We start from the raw sequence: 19,561 nt of genomic DNA on the forward strand, positions 1-19,561 counted from the left end.
GCCGCTAGCCGAGGAGGGTCTCGCCGATCCAGCCGCCGGGCTGGCAGCCGGGCGGGATGGCGAAGACGGCCGAGCCGATCGGAGTGGTCCAGTCGTTGAGCAGGTCGGCCTCGGCGAGCTTGCGCTGGATCGGCAGGAACTGGGCGCCGACGTCACGCTGGTAGGACGCGAAGACCAGCCCGCTGTCGGAACGGCCGTCCGGGCCGGGGCCCTCGTCGTAGTTGTAGGCGCGGCGGAAGATGCGCTGCCGATCGCCGTCCACATGGGCCCGTGCGATGTGCGAGGTATCGGAGATCACGGTCAGGCCCAACGCGTTGGTGGCCTTGTAGTCGGGCAGGTCGTGCTCGCGGGCACCGGTCAGCGGCGCGCCGCTGGCGAGCCTGCGCCCGACGGAGAACTCCTTGCCGGTGGTGTCGACGGCGTCCCAGGTCTCCATCTCGGCCCGGATCCGCCGCACGACGAGGGTGCTGCCACCGTGCAACCAGGACGGTCCACTGTCGACCCACACGGCGGCGTCGAACGCGGCGGTGCCGAGCGCGGGATTGCGGGTGCCGTCGAGCTGGCCCATCACGTTGCGCTGGGTGACGCCGTCGTCCTGCACGCCGCGGCTGTTGCGGAATCCACGTTGGACCCAGCGTGGCTTCGCGAACGCGAGCGCGTCCTTGACCAGCATCCGCTGCGCGTGCGTGACCGCCATGGGGTCGTCGGCGCAGATCTGGATGAGCAGGTCTCCCCCGGTCCACCGGGGCTGGAGGCGGTCGATGGCGAACGCGGGCAGCGGCGCCACCGACTCCGGCCGCATCGCCTCCTGCCCGGCGGCCGCGAACAGGCCCGGCCCGAAGCCGAAGGTGACGGTCAGGTGGGCCGGCAGCGCGGCCAGTTCCGGTTCGGTGTCGGCGAGCGCGGGCCGGCCCTGGGTGAGGCGGGCCGCGTCGTCGGTCAGCAGCCGCATCATCCGGCCCAGCGCCGCGCGGTCCACGCCGGCGGCCAGGTCGAACGCCAGGAACGTGCCGTGCGCCTGTGCCGGCGTGTCGATGCCGGCCTGATGCCCACCGTGAAACGGCACCACGTTTCCGCCGAACATCGCCGGCGCGGCCGACGCGGCCTTCGATGAGTCGCCGCTCAGGCCGGCGGTGGCGGCGGCACCGGCCACCACCCCGCCGACCGTCAGCGCCCCGCCGGTCAGCAGCCGCCGCCGGCTCACCGGCCCCGTGGCGCCGGTCATCCGTGGGTGCCCGGCTGGTAGCTCTCGTTGCCGCCCGCGAAGTCCTTGCCGACAGCGGTGAACTCCATCGTCTTGCCGTCGGCGAACGTCAGCGTGAACGTGACCTCGGTGCCCGCGGTGACGGGCGTCTTGATGTCCATCATCATCAGGTGGTCGCCGCCCGGTTTCAGCTCGTGCGTGCCGCCGGCCGGGATGGTGATGCCACCCTCCTTCGGGCGCATCGCCATCTCTCCGTCCACTGTGGCCACCTCGTGCAACTCCATCACGGGCGAGGCGGTGGAGGTGGCCTTGACGACGGTGACGTCGGCGCCGCCGGTGTTCAGCAGGGTGCCGAAGGCCGCCGTCATACCGGACGCGGCGGTCTTGACCCACATGTCCTTGACCGCCAACGGTTGCGCGACCGCCGTGGGCGACGCGGAGGGGGTGGCGGCACCGGCCGGTTCGCCGTCGTCGCCGCACGCGCCGAGCAGCAGCGCCGCCGCCATGACGGAGCCCAGTCCCAGCAGTCGCCGGCGCCGTCCGGGCACAGCCGTTGTCACGATCATCGAGTGGTCCTTCCACGATCAAGTTCGGTCAGCAAGGTGGTCGCTGCCGAACCTGGGAAAGTTCCCCGCAGATGATCGATTTTGTCGGCGGGCCGCTCAGCCCGTGCGGCGCGTCCGGGTCTCAGCCATCGCCGCGACCAGATCCTGCCTGGCCCGCGCGACCCGAGACCTGATCGTGCCAACTGGACAGTCGCAGACCTCTGCGGCCTCCTCATAGGACAGACCGAGCACCTGGGTCGCGACGAACGCCTCCCGCCGGTCGGGCGCCAGATCGTCCAGCAGGCGGCGTAGCACCACGCCGTCCTCGAACCGCGAGCCACCGCCGGCCTGTGCGGCGTCGGCCGCGCTCTGCCAGTCGTCGACGGTCGCTATCCGTGGCCGGGCGGTCGCGGCCCGGATGTGGTCGACGACCACCCGGCGCGCGATGGCGAACAGCCACGTGCGCGCCGAGGAACGCCCTTCGAACCCCGGCAGGTTGCGCAGGGCCCGCAGGTAAGTTTCCTGGGTCAGGTCGTCGGCGTCGGTCGCCCCCGCCATGTGGGCCATGAACCGCCGCACCTCGTGCTGCGTGGCGCGCACGAACGCCGCCACGGCCTCCTGGTCACCGCGACCGGCGGCCATGGCCCACTCGGTCACGCGCGCGTCGCCGCCCGCCATCGTCCGCCCACCCACGATAGGGATACGGACCAGCGGCGCGCTTGGATCAACCCAGAACCCCAACACCCATCCACCCAACCCCACACATCAAACAACGTCAATACCAAAGAGCTTTTGGGCTACCGCGACGTCCGCCGCGCTCCAGACCGTCGCTCCCGCGGCCTCACCCTCCGCGTCCCGCGCGCCTACCCCTCGCCGATCAAGGGCGAACGCACGTGGTTGGATCGCTTTTCCGCATGCGTTCGCCCTTGATCGATGCGAATGCCCTTGATCGGCGCGCACGGCGCAGGGCGCACGGCGCACCGCGCACGGCGCGGTGGCACGCCGCCACCAACCCCTCAACCCCGGCGGCCAGCCCCGGCCACGACAGCGCGGCGCGCGGACAGGGCACTCGCGGGTCAGGGCGCGGTTGGGGCGGGGGAGGTCGGCGCGGCCGTCCTGGCGCGGCGCCGGCGAGTCAGGCCGACGATCAGGTCTAGGACGAGGAAGGCGGCCAGCGTGACGCCCAGCAGCGGCATGGCCCAGCCGACGAACGCCACGACGACGACTCCCACGACGAGCACCGCGGGGTGGACGTGCCGCCAGGCGCCGCGTGCCGGTGGCGTGCCCAGCGGGGCCGCGCGGTCGACGCGGGTGGGGCGGCGCTGCCACCACATGCGGTAGCCCCAGACGATCACGCACAGCAGGCCGATCGCCAGGGCAGCGAGCAAAATCTGGTTCACGATACCGAACAAGTATCCCATGTGGAACCGCACGCCCACTTTGGACAGTTGAGCGAGCACCGGCCAGTCGGCGAAGTCGCTGCGGGCCACGATGGTGCCGCTCGCGGGGTCGATGGCGGCGCGGTCGAACCCGACCGGCCACGTGCCGTCGTCCTGAGCCACCACCCAGGCGGTGCCCGGCTCGGCCGGCGGGGTCACCTCGACAAAGCCGGTCAGCCCAGCCCGGCGGGCGACCACGACGACCGCGTCCACGTCGGACACAACGTACTCCCCCGCGCCGCCGGCCGGCGCACCGCCGTGGTGGCCGCCGGCCGGCGCACCACCACCACTCAGCGCGGTGTCCAACTGCGGGCTGTGTGCGTCGAAGCCCTCCTGCAACAGGTCGAACTTCGCGCCGGCGTACCGCGACCAGGTCAGGCCGGTCGCTGAGAGGGCCAGCAGACCGACCGCCAGCCACACGCCGAGCGCCGCGTGCCAGCCACGCGTGCGGCGTACTCCCTTGCCAGCGGCCAGATCCGGCCACACGAGCCGGCGCAGCCGCCCCTTTCCGGTCCACTGTCGACGTACCCACAGCACCAGTCCACCGAGTACGACCACCCACAGCCAGGACGCGGCCAGCTCCGAGTAGTGCCGGCCGGCGTCGCCCAGGTGGAGGTTGCGGTGCAGGTCGTCCAGCCACGTCATGAGCGGCGTCTCGCCGTACCAGGTGAGGAGCGTGCCGGTCACCTCGTTGGTGTACGGGTCGACGTACACGGTGTGCTGCTTCTCCCCCAACTCTGGCAGAGAGAAGACGACCCGGGTGGTGTCGGTCGCCTCGACCGGTGGGATGACGGTGGCGAGGTCACCGCTCGGGTGCGCCGCCCGCGCCGCGGTCACCTGCTCGGCGAGCGGGCGCGCCTGTCCGGCCACCCGGTCGACGCGCAGCTCGTCGGCGTACACGAGCTGGTCGAGTTGCGGGCTGAACACGAACAGCAGGCCGCTGACGGCGGCGACCACGAGGAACGGCGCCACCAGTACGCCCGCGTAAAAGTGCAACCGCAACACCAGCGACGCGATCGACCGGCGGCCGGCCCGCTTGGTACGGGCCGGCGCGCCGCCGGGTGACCCGGCGCCGTCAACCTCCGCGGTCGTACTGGCAGTCGTCGACAAGGGATACCTCCGCTGAGCCGTGGCCATTGAGCGTCGGCTATTCAGTCGGTCGCGGAGGCGGAAAAGTTCCCGCGTTTAGGTTGCGGCCGCTTCCAGGAGCTCCAGGGCCAGTTGTTGCAACTCCGGGCCGGCCTTGTCGGGGCTGCCGGTGTCGAATGGCGGTTGCGGGTCGTACTCGACGGCCAGTTGCAGCGCCTGCGCCACCCGCTCGCCGGACAGCTTCGCCGCCAGGTGCAGCGCCATGTCGATTCCCGCCGACACCCCGGCCGCGGTGACGACTTTGCCGGACTCGACGAAGCGCTCCGGTTTGTAGATGGCACCGAACGTCGACTCCATATAGGAGCGTGACGCCCAGTACGTCGTCGCCGGTACACCGCGCAGCAACCCCGCCGCGCCCAGGATGAGCGCGCCGGTGCACACCGACGTCGTCCAGGTGGTACGCCGGTGCAGGCGCTTCACCCACTCGACCGTCTCGGCGTCCTCCATCGCGGCTATCACGCCCCGGTTGCCGGCACCGGGCACCAGCAGCACATCCGCGTCTCGCACCTGCCGCATCGACTTGTCGGCGACCAGCCCCAGTACACCCGTGTCGGTGCGCACCTGCCCGGCCCGCTTCGCCACCGTCACGACCGACGCGTCCGGTACGCGGGACAGCACCTCGTACGGGCCCACCGCGTCCAGTGCCGTCAGCCCGTCGTACAGCAGGATCGCGATGCGCGGCCCGGATTTGGCCGCGCTGGCCGGTGCGGCGAGCCCGGTCATCGCCAGCCCCGCACCCACCCCACCGGCCGCCGCCGCCCGCAGTACCGCTCGCCGTCCACTGTGCACACTAGTCACGCCCGACTCCTCCCCACGGAACTCCATCACGCGGATAGTCGGCGCCAAGGCGCGCCCAGTTCCCGCGTACCGTGCGAGCACGCAGCGTGACGTGAGGTGCGCGACACGCCCGACACATCATCTGGTGTTGGTGTTTTGTGCCGGCACCCATATATGGTGTTGCCGCAGCTGGTTCGGCGCTCCATCCAGGAGGGTCGAGGCAAGAGGGAACCCGGTGCGAATCCGGGACTGCCCCGCAGCGGTGAGTGGGAACGACCGCCGTCAACCAAGCACTGGGCCTTCGCCGGCCCGGGAAGCGACGGCCAGTAGGCGACCATCCGTGGTCACGCCCGCGAGTCCGAAGACCTGCCAGCGCGCCGCACGCCACCGGGCGTGCGGTGGTCGAAGGCCGCGCGGGATGGTCGACGCCACCAGCCGGACCCTGTCACGGGCCGGTGGGTGTCCTCCTGCGCGCCGGCGACCTCGGCAGCGGCGACGGTAGGGGGACATGACAGTCATGCGGGTCCGCAAGCGTAACGGTGATTCCGAGACGGTCGACGTCAACAAGATAGTGCGGGCGGTCGAGCGGTGGGTGGGCGACCTGGACGAGGTCGACCCGCTGCGGGTGGCGACCAAGACGATCAGCGGGCTGTACGACGGGGCGACCACGGCCGAGCTGGACAAGCTGTCGATCCAGACGGCGGCGGAGCTGATCGGTGAGGAGCCGCAGTACTCGAAGCTGGCGGCGCGGCTGCTGGCGGCGTTCGTGGACAAGGAGGTCCGCGGGCAGGGCGTGGCCAGCTTCAGCCAGTCGATCCGGTACGCCCACCAGCAGGGGCTGATCGGCGACGGCACCGCCGCGTTCGTGGCCCGCAACGCGCGCAAGCTCGACGACGCCGTCGACGCGGACGGGGACCTGCGGTTCGAGTACTTCGGGCTGCGCACGGTCGCCGACCGGTACCTGCTGCGGCACCCGGAGAGCCGGCTGGTGGTGGAGACACCGCAGTACTGGCTGCTGCGGGTGGCCTGCGGCCTGTCCGAGACGCCCGCCGAGGCGATCGGGTTCTACCGGCTGATGTCGAGCCTCGCGTACCTGCCGAGCTCGCCGACCCTGTTCAACTCGGGCACCCGGCACACCCAGATGTCGTCGTGCTTCCTCGTCGACTCGCCGCGCGACGAGCTGGACTCCATCTACGAGCGCTATCACCAGGTCGCGAAGCTGTCGAAGTTCTCCGGCGGCATCGGCATCTCCTGGACGCGGATCCGTGGCCGGGGCGCGCTGATCCGCGGCACGAACGGCAAGTCCAACGGCATCGTGCCGTTCCTCAAGACGCTCGACGCCGGCGTGGCCGCGGTCAACCAGGGCGGCCGGCGCAAGGGTGCCGCCTGCGTGTACCTCGAACCGTGGCACCCGGACATCGAGGAGTTCCTGGAACTGCGCGACAACACCGGCGAGGACTCCCGCCGCACGCACAACCTGAACCTGGCCAACTGGATCCCGGACGAGTTCATGCGCCGGGTCGAGGCCGACGCCGAGTGGTCCCTGATCGACCCGAGCGACGCGCCCGAGCTGCCTGACCTGTACGGGGATGCCTTTGACGAGGCCTACAAGGCGGCGGAGAAGAAGGCGGTCAAGACGGTCAAGGCCCGCGACCTGTACGGGCGGATGATGCGCACCCTCGCCCAGACCGGCAACGGGTGGATGACGTTCAAGGACGCCTCCAACCGGCTGTCCAATCAGACAGGCGCGCCGGGCAATACGATCCACCTGTCGAACCTGTGCACCGAGATCCTCGAGGTCAACTCGGACGACGAGACGGCGGTCTGCAACCTCGGCTCGATCAACCTGGGCGCGCACGTGACCGCGGACGGCGTCGACTGGGAGAAGCTGCGCGAGACGGTGCGCACCGCGGTGGTCTTCCTGGACCGGGTCATCGACATCAACTTCTACCCGTCCACCCAGGCCGCCGCCTCCAACCCGCGGTGGCGGCCGGTCGGGCTCGGGCTGATGGGCCTGCAGGACGCGTTCTTCACGCTCCGGCTGCCGTTCGACTCCGAGGGCGCCCGGGAGCTGTCGACCCGGGTACAGGAAGAGATTTTCCTGACCGCGCTGGAGACGTCCGCGGGACTGGCCGAGACGTTCGGGACGCATCCGGCGTACCAGGAAACCCGCGCCGCGAAGGGTGAGCTGCACCCGGACCTGTGGGGCGTCGAGCCGTCGCAGACCGATCGCTGGGCGGCGCTGCGATCGCGGGTCGCGGCGACCGGCCTGCGCAACTCGCTGCTCGTGGCGATCGCGCCGACCGCCACCATCGCCTCGATCGCCGGCTGCTACGAGTGCATCGAGCCGCAGGTGTCCAACCTGTTCAAGCGCGAGACGATGTCGGGCGAGTTCCTTCAGATCAACACCTATCTGGTACGCGAACTGAAGGCGCGCGGGCTGTGGACGGCACCGATCCGCGAGCAGATCAAGCGGGCCGAGGGGTCGGTGCAGGGCGTCGCCGACGTGCCCGCCGACGTGCGCGAACTGTTCCGCACCGCGTGGGAGCTGCCGCAGCGGGCCCTGATCGACCTCGCGGCGGCGCGAGCGCCCTACATCGACCAGTCGCAGTCGCTGAACCTGTTCATGAGCGCGCCGACCATCGGCAAGGTCTCCTCGATGTACCTGTACGCCTGGAAAGCCGGGCTGAAGACGACCTACTACCTGCGGTCGCGGCCGGCGACCCGCATCCAGCAGGCGACCGTGGCCATCGCGCCGGTGGCGACCGTTACCGACGACGAGGCGCTCGCCTGCTCCCTCGAAAACCCCGAATCCTGTGAGGCGTGTCAATAATGCTGCTCGACCCCGGCATGGACCTGACCCTGCGGCCCATGCGTTACCCGCACTTCTTCGACCGCTACCGGGACGCCATCAAGAACACGTGGACGGTCGAAGAGGTCGACCTGCACTCCGACCTGGCCGACCTGTCCAAGCTCTCCCCCGCGGAGCAGCACCTGGTCAGCCGCCTTGTCGCGTTTTTCGCCACCGGCGACACGATCGTGGCCAACAACCTCGTGCTCAACCTCTACCAGCACGTCAACTCGCCCGAGGGCCGCCTGTATCTCTCCCGGCAACTGTTCGAGGAGGCGGTTCACGTGCAGTTCTACCTGAACCTGCTCGACACGTACGTGCCGGACGAGCAGGAGCGGTTCGAGGCGTTCGCGGCGGTGGAGAACATCCCGTCGATCGCCCGCAAGGCCGAGTTCTGCTTCAAGTGGATCGACTCGATCTTCGAGCTGCGCGAGTTGCGCAGCCGGGAGGACCGGCGGGCGTTCCTGCTCAACCTGATCTGCTTCGCCGCGTGCATCGAGGGCCTGTTCTTCTACGGCGCCTTCGCGTACGTGTACTACCTGCGTTCCCGCGGCCTGCTGCACGGGCTCGCCAGCGGCACCAACTGGGTGTTCCGCGACGAGTCGATGCACATGGCGTTCGCGTTCGACGTCGTCGACACGGTGCGCCAGGAGGAGCCCGACCTGTTCGACGCCGAGATGGAGAAACAGGTCAAGGACATGCTGGCCGAGGCCGTCGAGTGCGAGGCGCAGTTCGCGGCCGACCTGCTCGAACAGGGCGTGTCCGGCATGTCGTTGGCTGACATGCGGTCCTATCTGGAGCATGTCGCCGACCGGCGGCTGGCCGTACTGAGCATCGAGCCGATGTACGGCAGCAAGAACCCGTTCGCGTTCATGGAACTGCAGGACGTGCAGGAGCTGTCGAACTTCTTCGAACGGCGAGTGTCGGCATACCAGGTAGGCGTGACCGGCACAGTCACCTTCGACGACGACTTCTGACCTATCGCACCTGGATGGGGAACATGCCGGCGACGGCGGGGGTGAAGACGTCGATCAGGTCCCACACCTCGCCGCCGCCGGCGGCCAGGACCGCGACGTGCGGGTCGGTGTGTCGCAGGAACGCCAGATGGCGGCAGGCGTGCGCGGCGACGTCGACCGGCCGCACCACCGGCGGGCTCGGTGCGAGGGGGTCGCCGCTGTGCACGGCGGGCAGGTCGGGCACCGGCTCGACGGCGGCCACCGGGTCGGCGTCGGGCAGGCCGGCGTACGTCAGCACGATGCCACCGCCCGTGTAGCGCCAGGAGGTGGAGTGCAGCAGCCCGACATCGGGGCCGGCCAGGCTCCGTGCGCAGGCGTCCGGGTGCTCGCCGTCGCCGAGCGGCCGCGTCACGGTGCGGAAGCAGAGCTGTCCGTCTCGCGCGCTGAGCAGCACGGTTTCGACGAGCGCCCGGACGCCCGGGATCATCGCACCGGAGCCTGACGGCAGGTCGCCGCCAAAATCCATGCCCGCCATCCTACGGCCCTGTTGCCAGAATGATGCAACAACCTGAGTATGGCGGATATCGTGCCGGTCGTCACCGCTCCTCGAGCCGCAGCAGCGCGGCGGTGGTGCTGTCCCACCAAGCGTTCATGTCGGGGACGGCGGTGAAGATGGATGTGTTGAGGTCGTGGCGGTGGCAGGTCAGGGACCCGGAGGGCTGTCCCCGGTGAATGCCGTAGGCCCAGTTCTCGCCATAGCTGGTGATGTAGAACCAGCCGCCGCCGCTATCGCCGGGACAGGCGTCGAAGTACACCTCGGGCATCCCGCGAGCACCGAAGGCGGTCCGGATGCCCCCGCAGTTTTCGACGCCGCTGTGCCACGCCGACAGGCAGACGACGTCTCCAGCCTGGATCGTGCCGCGCGCTGTTATCGAATAGTGCAGTGGTGCCGGGACGTTGGGCCGCCAGAAGTCATACAGATACCCGCCGGTCTGCCATACCGGGTTGGATACCTGGATGCGCGCAATGTCGATGTTGCCGCTGTCGCGTCCCGCCTGGATAAGTCCGATGGGTTCCGCGCTGTGGCCCCACTGGGCGAACTCGCCGCTCTCCGTGCCGCAGTGCCCGGCCGTGACCGCCCAGCGGCTGCCGTCGCCGGCACGGGCCGTGAAGCCGAGCGAACATATGCCGGTCCTGTTCGGACCGTGCCACAACACGATCCCGCTGCGCAGCGGGGTGGTGCAGGCCAGCCGGCTAGCACACTCAGGCGTCGAGGAACGGGCATCGCCCTCCTTGAGCACGATGACGGAGGACAGCGTCGACCGGGTGTTCTCGAACCGGGCGAGGTCCGCGGCCGGCAGGGTCACGGTGACCTTGTTGGCTACCGCATCGGGCGCGGCGGTGTCGATAGCGGCACGACCGAATACAGGATGTTTGCCGGCGTTGATGTCGGCGGCGATGACCTGTAGCTGGGTGAGGCTGTAGGTGACCTGGTGGGCGGCGATCGTCAGGCCCGCGTCCGCACCGAGCTTTCCGGCCCGGGTCGCGGCCGCGGCGCCGACGGTGTTGATGTGCTGGGTATCGGTGAGCGGGTCGTACCAGGAACCGCCGAACCCGGTCGGATCCTGGCTCTGGAGCCGTTCCAGCAGGCGGATCCGGTGCTCCTGGCCCAGCGCGGAACGCAGGGCCTGCTCCCTGGTCAGGGTCGGATAGGTACGCAGGTAGCCGTTGACCACCGCGTCGAACTGCGGCACTCGCGCGGATACCCGGTCGGCGGCTACCGGGCTCGCCAGCGAGGCGGCAGGTGTGCTGCCCACGGCGAACAGGCAGAGCAGGGTCACGGAGGAGATCAGAGCTTTTCTTCGCACGGGTTCTCCCATCCTGAATGGCTTTCAGGCAGCCACTCATGGCGCGAGTCAAGCAGCCCGCTACTTCGTATCGACTTCGTGCCGTATGGGCGGTACTACGATTGGCGGCAACAATCCGGCCGCGGGGGATAGATGTTGCCGAAACTCGAATTTGGGGTGCTCGGAACGCTTCAGTCATATATCGACGACCGCCCCGTGCAGATCAGCGCGCCGAAACACCGGATCGTCCTCGCGCGTCTCCTGGTCGACGCGGGCCGGATCGTGTCCCTGGAGGCCCTTGCCCAGGCCGTGTGGGACGCGGAGCCGCCAGCCGATCCCCGTCGCGCGATCCAGTTGTACGTCACCAGACTGCGGGCGCAGCTGCAGCACGGCGGCGCCGGCCAGCTGATTCACACGCACAGCAACGCCTACTCGATCGACGTGAAGCCGCACCAGCTCGATCTGGGGCGCTTCGTCTCCCTGCGGGAGGAGGCGCGGCGCGCGGCGGCCGAAGGCGACCTCGAGCGGGAGGCGAAGGCGCTCGAAAGAGCGTTGGCGCAGTGGCGCGGCGCCCCGCTCGCCGACATCCCATCGGAGTCACTCCACCGCGAAACGGTGCCGCACCTGCGAGAGCTGTGGCTGGAGGCACTCGACCGCCGCATCGTCGTCGACCAGCGGCGCGGAAAGCATGCCGACCTGATCAGCGAACTGGTCGACGTCACCGCGAAGCATCCCACTCAGGAGCGTTTCTGGGCGCGCCTGATGTCGTCCCTACAGGCCACCGGCCGGCGTGCCGACGCGCTCGACGCGTACCACACTCTTCGCCGTGTGCTGTCCGAGCAGTTGGGCATCGACCCCAGCGATGAACTGCAGTCGCTGCACGCGTCGATCCTGCTGGACGCGGCGCCTTCCGCCTCCGGGTCCACCGCGGGCGCGCTCGTCGTGCCGCGGCAACTGCCGCCCGGCGTGACGCCGTTCGTCGGCCGCGAGGCAGAGCTGGCGCGGCTCGACGCGCTGCTGCTGGAGCGAGACCGCGACCGCCACGCCCCGGTCGTCGTCACGGTCAGCGGCACACCCGGCGTGGGAAAGACCGCCCTCGTCACCCATTGGGCCCGTCGCGTGGCGGACGGGTTTCCCGACGGGCAGCTGTGGATCAACCTGCACGGGTACGACCGCGGGCAGGCGCTGCCGCCGGAGCAGGTACTGACACGGTTTCTGCGTGCGCTGGGCCTGCCGGAGGGCCGCATCCCGGCCGGCACAGACGGCCTGGTCGACCTGTACCGCTCCATCATGGACGGACGGCGGATGCTGCTGGTGTTCGACAACGCCCGCGACGCCGAGCAGGTATCCCCGCTGCTGCCCGGCGCCGGTGGCTGTCTCGTACTCGTCACGAGCCGGCGACCGCTCACCGGCGTGGTCGCGAGCACCGGCGCGGATCCGATCATCCTCGACCTGATGTCCACACAGGACGCTCGCCAGCTGCTGGAACGGCGGCTGGGTGACGGCGTCGACGCCGAGAGCGCGGCTGTCGACGAGGTGGTCCGCCGGTGTGCCCGCCTGCCGCTGGCGCTCGCGGTCGTGGCCGCCCGCGTCGCCACGCATCCCCAGTTCAGCATCCGGTCGATCGCCGCCGAGCTCGCGTCCGCCGAGGGACCGTTGACCGCCCTCGCCGCCACCGATCCCGTGGTGGACATACCCGTCGTGTTCTCGTGGTCCTACGACGCGCTCACCGTCGACGCCGCCCGCCTGTTTCGCCTCCTGGCCCTGCACCCGGGCCCGGACATCACCCCGGCAGCGGCGGCGAGCCTGGCCGGTACGTCCCCGGAGTCGGCCAAGGTGCTGCTGCGCGAGCTGGGCGACGCGTACCTGGTCACCGAGCAGGTGCCGGGGCGCTTCGGCTTTCACGACCTGCTCCGCGACTACGCGCATCGCCTCACGAACAGCCAGGACAGCCGGGAGGAGCGGCTGGCGTCGCGGGACCGGTGTCTGGACCACTATCTCGTCACCGCCCGAACGGCCGCGGAGCTCGTACACCCCTGGCAGCTGCCGGCCTTCGGCTCACCGTCGACGGACGTGGTGGCCGAGGATCTGCGCGACTACGAGCAGGCGCTGGCCTGGTTCCGCGCCGAGCGCCACGTCCTTTCGGCGGTCATCCAACAGGCCGCGGACTCCTGCCGGCCGGACCGCTCGTGGCAGATCGCGGCGAGCCTCGTCGAGTACTTCTATCGCGAGGGGTACTGGCACGACTGGGTGCGGACGTCGTCGTTCGCGCTCGACCAGGCGATCCAGCACGGCGACCGGCTCGAGCAGGCGCGCGCCCACCGTTCGCTGGCCCGCGTGCACGCCCGCCTCGGGCACGCCGAAACCGCGCTCGAACACAGCGACCTCGGCATCAGGCTCCTGGAGGAGATCGACGACCGGGTCGAGCTGGCGCACGCGCTGAGCGTGGGCGGCATCGTGCTGTCCAGCGGCGGCCGCCAGCGGGAGGCGTTGGCACGGTTCCAACGAGGCTTCGACCTGTACGGCGAGGTCGGCGGCGTCGAAGACGAGGCGGTGACCATCGCGCGCGCCACCACGCTGAACGGGATCGGCTGGGTGCACGCCCTGCTCGGCGACTACGAGAGGTCGCTGGCCTGCTGCGAGGAGGCGCTGTCCACGCTGATCGAGCGCGGCGACCCGTTCGGGCAGGCCGCCACCTGGGACAGCATCGGTTACGCCCACCACCATCTCGGGCGCTACGAACAGGCGATCGGCTGCTACCGCACCGCCCTCGACCTGGCTCGCCGGCTCGGTGCCCGGCACATGGAGGCCGACTTCCTCACCCACCTCGCCGAGTCCTACGACCAGTCGGCCGATCGCCGGGCGGCGGACCTGGCCTGGAAGCAGGCACTCGCCGTCTTCACCGAGCTGGGCCACCGCGACGCCCACCGCGTCCGATCCCTACTGCGCGAGCGGCGCACGAAAACCTAGCCAGCGGGTGCGGCCAGGCGGTCGGCGAGTCGGCAGATCGCGGCCACCGTCAGCGAGCGCGCCGGGTGTCCACCGGCGGCGATAGCGTGCTCGTCGTCGCTGTCGACGGTCAGAAACCGCCGCGCGTACCAGGTGAGCCCGGCCAGGTCGACGCCGCCGGTCGACTCGCGACCGTCCACAGTGGGGAGTTCACTGAGGATCGTGGCGATGCTGTCGGCGTACAGGTTCACGGCCCTGTCGAGCACCGGATCGGCGGCCGCCAGGGTCAGCATGCGCTGTCCCAGCTCCGTCCGTAGCCGTTCGATGGCGTCCACCACACACCCCGCATCCCAAACCTACCGGCAATTCGGATATATCCGCCGAGTCACCCGATAAAGGTCGCAAAGACTACGGTACGTGACAGCCACCGGTCGCGATATCCACCCCGCAGCCGGCACCCTTCCGCCAACCGGTACGAATACTGATCCGCCAATCAGTCGATGCGAACGGAGACCGCACCGGGCCCTCTTGCCACCACTATGCATCTGCCCGGCAGACCCAATATGCTGGCCCGATGGAGACAGTGGCGATGCACATCGCCAACGGCATCGTCAACGCGCAGGTGTCAGCGGTGTTCGCGGTGTTCGCCGTGGTCGCGCTGGCGCTGTGCGTGGCGCGCGGCCGGGCCGATCTCGACGACCGGTTGGCGCCGATGGCGGGGCTGGTGGCGGCGTTCATATTCGCGGTGCAGATGCTCAACTTCCAGGTGCTGCCGGGCGTGTCCGGGCACCTGCTGGGCGGCACCCTCGCGGTGATGCTGGTGGGCCCGTGGGTGGGCGCGCTATGCGTGTCGACGGTGCTGATCATCCAGTGCCTGCTGTTCGCCGACGGCGGGCTGACGGCGCTGGGGCTCAACATCACCAACATGGCGGTCATCGGGACGGCGGCCGGATACCTGCTGGTGGCGGGCCTGCTTCGAGTGCTGCCGAAGACGCCGACAGGGCTGGCGGTCACCGGGTTCATCGCCTCGGTGATCGGCGTCGTGATCGCCTCGCAGGGCTTCGTGCTGCAGTACTGGCTGGGCGGCACGACCGACCTGTCGCTGCCCGCGATCGCCGGCACGATGGCCGGCGTACACACGCTGATCGGCGTCGGCGAGGGCCTGATCACCGCGACGACGGTGGCGACCGTGGCGCGGGTCCGCCCCGACCTGGTGTACGCGCTGCGTCGCTTCCGCACCCGACCCGGCTCGACCGCGGGCGCGACGCCGTCGCTGAGGAGTGCCGCGTGAAGCGACGGACCTGGCTGTTCATCGGAGCGGGGCTGCTCGTGGCGCTGGTGCTGGCCGGCGTGGTCAGCAACTTCGCCTCCGGCAGCCCCGACGGGCTCGACTACACCGCCCGCGACGGGTGCACCACCAACGCCGAGGGCGAGATCACCGGCGGCACGTGCATGGCGCGGGAGGAGAAGGACCACGAGACGGCCGACAGCCCGCTGGCCGACTACGGGATCAAGGGCATCGACAACGAGTACCTGGCCACCGGCTTGTCCGGCGCGCTCGGTGTACTGATCACGTTCGGCATCGGCGCGGGCGTGTTCTGGCTGGTACGCCGCCGGAGCCCCGACCGCGCCGACAGCGAAAAGGGCACGGGGAACGACTGATGGGCGCGGGTCACGCCCATCCGCTGCACCTCGACCACGACAGCCTGGTGCACCGGCTGCCGCCACAGGTGAAAATCGCGGCGGTACTGCTGTACACGATCATCGTGGTCGTGACACCGCGCGATGAGTTCCTGGCGTTCGCCGGCTACGCCCTGCTCATCGTGGTCGTGACCGCGATCGCCCGCGTGCCGGCTGGCTGGCTCGCCAAGCGAGCCACGATCGAGCTGCCGTTCGTACTGCTGGCGGTGGCCCTGCCCTTCGCCGGGCACGGCGAGCGGGTCACCTGGTTGGGCATGTCGCTGTCGGTCGACGGCCTGTACGGGGCGTGGAACATCTTCGCCAAGGGCACCCTCGGCGTGCTGGCCTCGCTCCTGCTGGCCGCGACCACCACCGCGCGTGACCTGCTGCTGGGTCTGGACCGGTTGCGCTGCCCCCGCGTGTTCACCCAGATCGCGACGTTCATGCTGAGGTACATGGACATCCTCGCCGAAGACGCCCGGCGCATGCGCGTCGCCCGGCTCTCCCGCGGCTACGACCCGCGGTTCCTGTGGCAGGTCAAGGCGTTCGCGGTCAGCGTCGGCGCGCTGTTCCTGCGGGCGTTCGAGCGCGGCGAGCGGGTCTACCTGGCGATGCTGTCGCGCGGCTACACCGGACGGCTGCCGGCGGCCGAGGGCGGCGGCGCCACCACCGCGCAGTGGGCCACCTCGGCGGCGCTGCCGATCGCGGCGGCGTGCATCGGCGTGGCGGCGGTGCTGCGATGAACCCGTCCCTGGACCTGCGCGGCGTGCACTACGACTACCCCGACGGCTCCACCGCGCTGCGGGGCGTCGACCTGACGGTCGCGGCCGGCGAGCGGGTGGCCCTGCTCGGCCCGAACGGCGCCGGCAAGACCACGCTCGTGCTGCACCTCAACGGCATCCTGCACGGCGGCGCCGGCCAGGTCACGGTCGGCGGGCTCGACGTCGACCCCGCCGACCGCGCCCGGCTGATGGAGATCCGCCGCCGGGTCGGGATCGTCTTCCAGGACCCCGACGACCAGCTGTTCATGCCCACCGTCGCCGAAGACGTCGCCTTCGGCCCGGCCAACCTCGGCCTGCGCGGCGACGAGCTGGCGCAGCGGGTCGACGAGGCCCTCGCCGCCGTGAAGATGTCCGAGTTCCGCGGCCAGACCCCGCACCACCTGTCGTTCGGGCAGCGGCGGCGGGTCGCGGTCGCCACCGTGCTGGCGATGCGGCCGGAGATCCTCGTCCTCGACGAGCCCTCGTCCAATCTCGACCCCGCCAGCCGGCGCGAGCTGTCCGAGATCCTGCGCACGCTGCCGGTCACCCTGCTGATGGTCACGCACGACCTGCCGTACGCCTTGGAACTGTGTCCGCGCGCGGTCATCCTCGACGCCGGGCGGATCGTCGCCGACGGCGCCACCATCGACGTGCTGGCCGACGAAGACCTGCTGCGCGGCCACCGGCTGGAGCTGCCCTACGGCTTCGACCCGCGCCTCGCGGCGACGCAGCTCGGCATCTGACCCAGGCGGGCGTGGCCGTGGTACGGCCGTGGCCCTACGATTCGGACAGGAAGCGCAGCGCGTCGTCGCGGTACGGCGCGACCTTGTGCGGGGCGAGCACGCCGACGCCGTAGTGGGTGTACGGCACCTCGCTGTAGTGCGGGACCCGCGTGGCGGAGCCGTAGCGCGCGGTGAAGTCACCGAGCGGGTTGTCGGCCCACACGACGTTGGTGTGCACCGGGTGGGCACCGTCGTCGAAGACCGGGGCGAGCGGTTCGAAGCCCGCCCGCACGCAGGCGCGGGCGTTGAGGGCGTTGGCTTCGCCCATGACCAGCGCGTCCGGCCCGTGGCGGTCGACGACCAGCGCGTTGGCGAGAAGCATCAGCACCGAGGCCACGCTCAGGTCGAGGATGGGCGCGAGCTGCCTGCGGTCGATGATGGTGTACGTGGGTTCCAGTCCCCACGGCCAGACCGCCATCACGAACACGCACATCAACCGCCCGTCGGGATTGTTCATCCCGAACACGTAGTGTCCACCGGGCGCGTACCCGTGGCCTTGCGCCATCGCGCGCGCGGTCGCACCGTCCACATAGAAGAAATGCGTCAACAGCCGCACGAACAACTCGACGTCGATCGCGCCGAACCCCCAGTCTCCGATCGGGTCGTTGCACACCAGGCGCAGCCCGTGCTCCCCCGCGCGGCTCAGCATCGCGCGGGCCTGCTCGTGGAAGGTGGGATCCAGCTCGCGCTGGTGGGCCCGCGCGTCCTGGATCTGGCGCAAGACGTCGTCACGGACGTGGCGCGGCGGCAGGCGGTCCGGAAGGTTCCGGGCGACCCACAGGCAGGTCAGGCGCCGCCCGTCGACCACCGTGGGCGCCTGGCTGACCTCGATCGCGGTGTCGAAGGCGAGCACGTCGGCCGCGTCGCGGGGCGACACCGCGCCCTCGACGAGGCCGCGCAGCGACCATCTGCTGCCGCCGGCGCCCCTCGTGTACGCCTCCAGCACCCCGCAGGTGCGCAGGTACGTCTCCGGGGAGACCGGCCGCGTCAGGTAGGAACGGGTGCGCCCCATGGCATCGACAGCATGGCGCTGGAGGTATAGGGCACGCATCTGCGGAAGACTAGAGTCAACAGCTGTCACAACCCTTTCGCGGTAGTGCCAGCATTCCGGCTTGAGTCCTACGGGGGATTTGTCATGTCGCGACGAATCGGCGTCTGGCTGAGTTCGTTTGTCCTGCTCACGGCTGGGCTTCTCGCACCAGCCAGCGCGGCCCGAGCGGCCGAGCCGCTGACCGCCTCGATCACCTGCGGTGCCGACAACGACCTGGTCACCGCGCAAGCGACCGGTTACGGGCTCTTCCCCGGCACCAAGCTCGACGTGACGTTTTCTGTCTACAGTGGAGGATACGCCACCGCGACCACCGCCGGGCCGGTGCCGTCGATCGGGCTGACGACGATACCCACGACCGTGAACCGCCGGGGTGGATACGCGGTCACCGGGTTCAGCCGCCCGATGCCGGCCGGCTCACTGTTCTACCTGGAGAAGGTGCGGGTCACGGTCACCAAGGTGAGCACCGGCGAGCAGATCGCCGCGCCGCAGGACGTGATGTGCTACCGCGACCTGCGCACCACCCTGGAGGTCGACTGCGACCCCACGACCGGCTCCTCGCGCGTCGGGGTGTCGGCCACCGGCTTCCCGTATCCCGCCACGATCTCCGTGCGGTACTACGCACCGAGGGTCTTCAGCCAGGCCAGCGCCGATTCGCCCGGGTTCAACACGTTCTTCTCGCCGTACGTCGTCAAGACGGTCACGACGAACGCGGACGGCACCTGGTCCGACGTCGCGGTCGACGGGACCGGCAGCACCGCCTATTACGCCTGGTCGGAGTGGCGGGTCGAGGTGTGGACCGTCAGCCAGGTCAACTCGTTCCCGCTCGGCTGGACCGAGACGGCGCTCTGCGTGAGCGCCGACCAGCGACCTTAGGGCCGGTAGGCGGCGAGGAAGACGCGCACCGCCTCGTCGGCGAACCGTTCGAGCTCGGCTCGGGTGAAGGTCTCACCCGAGCCGCAGAACATCACCCGGTTGACCGGGATCGACGTGGTCAGCCAGGTGAAGTGGTTGGCCGCCAGCGTGGGATCGTCGACGACCAGGAGCTCGCGGTCGGCGAGCTTGGAGAAGGCGTCGGCCAGTAGCGCGTGGACGTGCTCCGGGCCGCGTTCGTAGTACGAGCGGCCGAGCTCGGGAAAGCGGTCCGCCTCGGCGATGACCAGCCGGCGCAGTTGCAGCAGCCGCGGCTGGGTCAGGTTGGCGACGAACTGCCGGGCGAGCGCGACGAGGTCCCGCTCCAGGTCCTCGGTGACGGCGAGCGCGCCGGTCACGTCGCTGAAGAGGTCGTCTATGCGGTCCAGGCCCCGATGGATGATCTCGGTGAACAGCGACCGCTTGTCGGTGAAGTTCTTGTACACCGTCTGCTTGGACACCGAGGCGACGGCCGCGACCTCGTCCATGCTGGTGCCCTTGTAGCCCTTCTCCAGGAACACCGCGGTGGCGGCGTCCAGGATCGCCTGCCGCGCGCGGGCCGAGCGCCCCTGCGTACTCGTCTCCATGTCCCTCCTCTTGCGTCTTTCCGCAGAGTACTAGACGGACTAGTACTCGTTTGAGTACTGTACCGTCTAGTTCC

At 70.1% G+C, this 19,561-nt stretch carries 18 protein-coding genes and 1 riboswitch; of the genes, 8 read left to right on the forward strand and 10 right to left on the reverse strand.

Annotated features, from left to right (window positions below):
- Nucleotides 1-4: 4 nt before the first annotated feature.
- The 5 genes from QMG73_RS34990 to QMG73_RS35010 form a co-directional block, all read right to left on the reverse strand.
- A complete protein-coding gene (locus tag QMG73_RS34990; protein WP_281903003.1) occupies nt 5-1,225 on the reverse strand; it encodes a Dyp-type peroxidase in 1,221 nt (406 codons plus the stop codon).
- Nucleotides 1,222-1,770, reverse strand: a complete 549-nt coding sequence (locus tag QMG73_RS34995; RefSeq protein WP_407676896.1) for a copper chaperone PCu(A)C — start codon at nt 1,768-1,770, stop codon at nt 1,222-1,224. Before QMG73_RS34995 ends, QMG73_RS34990 begins: the two co-directional genes overlap by 4 nt.
- 96 nt (nt 1,771-1,866) lie before the next feature.
- Complete coding sequence (locus tag QMG73_RS35000) at nt 1,867-2,427, reverse strand: sigma-70 family RNA polymerase sigma factor (RefSeq protein WP_281903005.1); 561 nt, start codon at nt 2,425-2,427, stop codon at nt 1,867-1,869.
- Nucleotides 2,428-2,825: 398 nt separating this feature from the next.
- Nucleotides 2,826-4,298 (reverse strand): PepSY-associated TM helix domain-containing protein, encoded by a 1,473-nt coding sequence (locus QMG73_RS35005; RefSeq protein ID WP_281903009.1) that lies wholly within the window; start codon nt 4,296-4,298, stop codon nt 2,826-2,828.
- Between the two features lie 75 nt (nt 4,299-4,373).
- Entirely contained in the window at nt 4,374-5,135 is a 762-nt protein-coding gene (locus QMG73_RS35010; protein WP_281903011.1) for a DJ-1/PfpI family protein, read from the reverse strand.
- A 152-nt stretch (nt 5,136-5,287) separates the two neighbouring features.
- Nucleotides 5,288-5,501, forward strand: a riboswitch (cobalamin riboswitch).
- A gap of 121 nt (nt 5,502-5,622) precedes the next feature.
- Between QMG73_RS35010 and QMG73_RS35015 the strand changes: the two genes are divergently transcribed.
- Nucleotides 5,623-7,947, forward strand: a complete 2,325-nt coding sequence (locus QMG73_RS35015) for a ribonucleoside-diphosphate reductase subunit alpha (protein ID WP_281903012.1) — start codon at nt 5,623-5,625, stop codon at nt 7,945-7,947.
- The gene (locus QMG73_RS35020) at nt 7,947-8,942 is read left to right on the forward strand and encodes a ribonucleotide-diphosphate reductase subunit beta (RefSeq protein ID WP_281903125.1); all 996 of its coding nucleotides are present in this window, start codon (nt 7,947-7,949) and stop codon (nt 8,940-8,942) included. The genes QMG73_RS35015 and QMG73_RS35020 overlap by 1 nt, the downstream gene beginning before the upstream one ends.
- Nucleotide 8,943: 1 nt before the next feature.
- Here the strand turns inward: QMG73_RS35020 and QMG73_RS35025 are convergent, their stop codons facing one another.
- Both QMG73_RS35025 and QMG73_RS35030 read right to left on the reverse strand, forming a co-directional pair.
- Nucleotides 8,944-9,447, reverse strand: a complete 504-nt coding sequence (locus QMG73_RS35025) for a DOMON domain-containing protein (protein WP_281903013.1) — start codon at nt 9,445-9,447, stop codon at nt 8,944-8,946.
- A 70-nt stretch (nt 9,448-9,517) separates the two neighbouring features.
- Nucleotides 9,518-10,789, reverse strand: a complete 1,272-nt coding sequence (locus QMG73_RS35030; RefSeq protein WP_281903015.1) for a chymotrypsin family serine protease — start codon at nt 10,787-10,789, stop codon at nt 9,518-9,520.
- 156 nt (nt 10,790-10,945) lie between these two features.
- Here QMG73_RS35030 and QMG73_RS35035 point away from each other — a divergent pair, with 156 nt between their 5' ends.
- On the forward strand, nt 10,946-13,738 hold the full coding sequence (locus QMG73_RS35035; protein WP_281903017.1) for an AfsR/SARP family transcriptional regulator: 2,793 nt from the start codon (nt 10,946-10,948) through the stop codon (nt 13,736-13,738).
- Here the strand turns inward: QMG73_RS35035 and QMG73_RS35040 are convergent.
- A complete protein-coding gene (locus tag QMG73_RS35040) occupies nt 13,735-14,052 on the reverse strand; it encodes a hypothetical protein (RefSeq protein ID WP_281903019.1) in 318 nt (105 codons plus the stop codon). The genes QMG73_RS35035 and QMG73_RS35040 overlap by 4 nt on opposite strands.
- 239 nt (nt 14,053-14,291) lie before the next feature.
- Here QMG73_RS35040 and QMG73_RS35045 point away from each other — a divergent pair, with 239 nt between their 5' ends.
- The 4 genes from QMG73_RS35045 to QMG73_RS35060 are packed head-to-tail and all read left to right on the forward strand — an operon-like array spanning nt 14,292 to nt 16,901.
- Nucleotides 14,292-15,008 carry an energy-coupling factor ABC transporter permease gene (locus QMG73_RS35045; protein WP_281903021.1) on the forward strand — a complete coding sequence of 239 codons (717 nt, stop codon included), beginning with the start codon at nt 14,292-14,294 and terminating at the stop codon, nt 15,006-15,008.
- Nucleotides 15,005-15,379, forward strand: a complete 375-nt coding sequence (locus tag QMG73_RS35050; protein WP_281903022.1) for a PDGLE domain-containing protein — start codon at nt 15,005-15,007, stop codon at nt 15,377-15,379. The genes QMG73_RS35045 and QMG73_RS35050 overlap by 4 nt, the downstream gene beginning before the upstream one ends.
- On the forward strand, nt 15,379-16,140 hold the full coding sequence (gene cbiQ / locus QMG73_RS35055) for a cobalt ECF transporter T component CbiQ (RefSeq protein WP_281903023.1): 762 nt from the start codon (nt 15,379-15,381) through the stop codon (nt 16,138-16,140). The genes QMG73_RS35050 and cbiQ overlap by 1 nt, the downstream gene beginning before the upstream one ends.
- On the forward strand, nt 16,137-16,901 hold the full coding sequence (locus tag QMG73_RS35060) for an energy-coupling factor ABC transporter ATP-binding protein (RefSeq protein WP_281903025.1): 765 nt from the start codon (nt 16,137-16,139) through the stop codon (nt 16,899-16,901). Before cbiQ ends, QMG73_RS35060 begins: the two co-directional genes overlap by 4 nt.
- Nucleotides 16,902-16,935: 34 nt before the next feature.
- Here QMG73_RS35060 and QMG73_RS35065 read toward each other — a convergent pair whose 3' ends face one another.
- Nucleotides 16,936-17,991 (reverse strand): hypothetical protein, encoded by a 1,056-nt coding sequence (locus QMG73_RS35065; protein ID WP_281903027.1) that lies wholly within the window; start codon nt 17,989-17,991, stop codon nt 16,936-16,938.
- Between the two features lie 84 nt (nt 17,992-18,075).
- On the opposite strand from QMG73_RS35065, the gene QMG73_RS35070 reads away from it, so the two are divergent.
- Nucleotides 18,076-18,864: a hypothetical protein gene (locus tag QMG73_RS35070; protein ID WP_281903029.1), complete on the forward strand. Its 789-nt coding sequence runs from the start codon at nt 18,076-18,078 to the stop codon at nt 18,862-18,864.
- On the opposite strand, the gene QMG73_RS35075 is transcribed toward QMG73_RS35070, so the two are convergent.
- Nucleotides 18,861-19,487 (reverse strand): TetR/AcrR family transcriptional regulator, encoded by a 627-nt coding sequence (locus QMG73_RS35075; protein ID WP_281903031.1) that lies wholly within the window; start codon nt 19,485-19,487, stop codon nt 18,861-18,863. The two genes, QMG73_RS35070 and QMG73_RS35075, sit on opposite strands and share 4 nt — an antisense overlap.
- Nucleotides 19,488-19,561: the final 74 nt, after the last annotated feature.

It is taken from the genome of Phytohabitans aurantiacus (assembly GCF_027923225.1).
Lineage (GTDB): Bacteria > Actinomycetota > Actinomycetes > Mycobacteriales > Micromonosporaceae > Phytohabitans > Phytohabitans aurantiacus.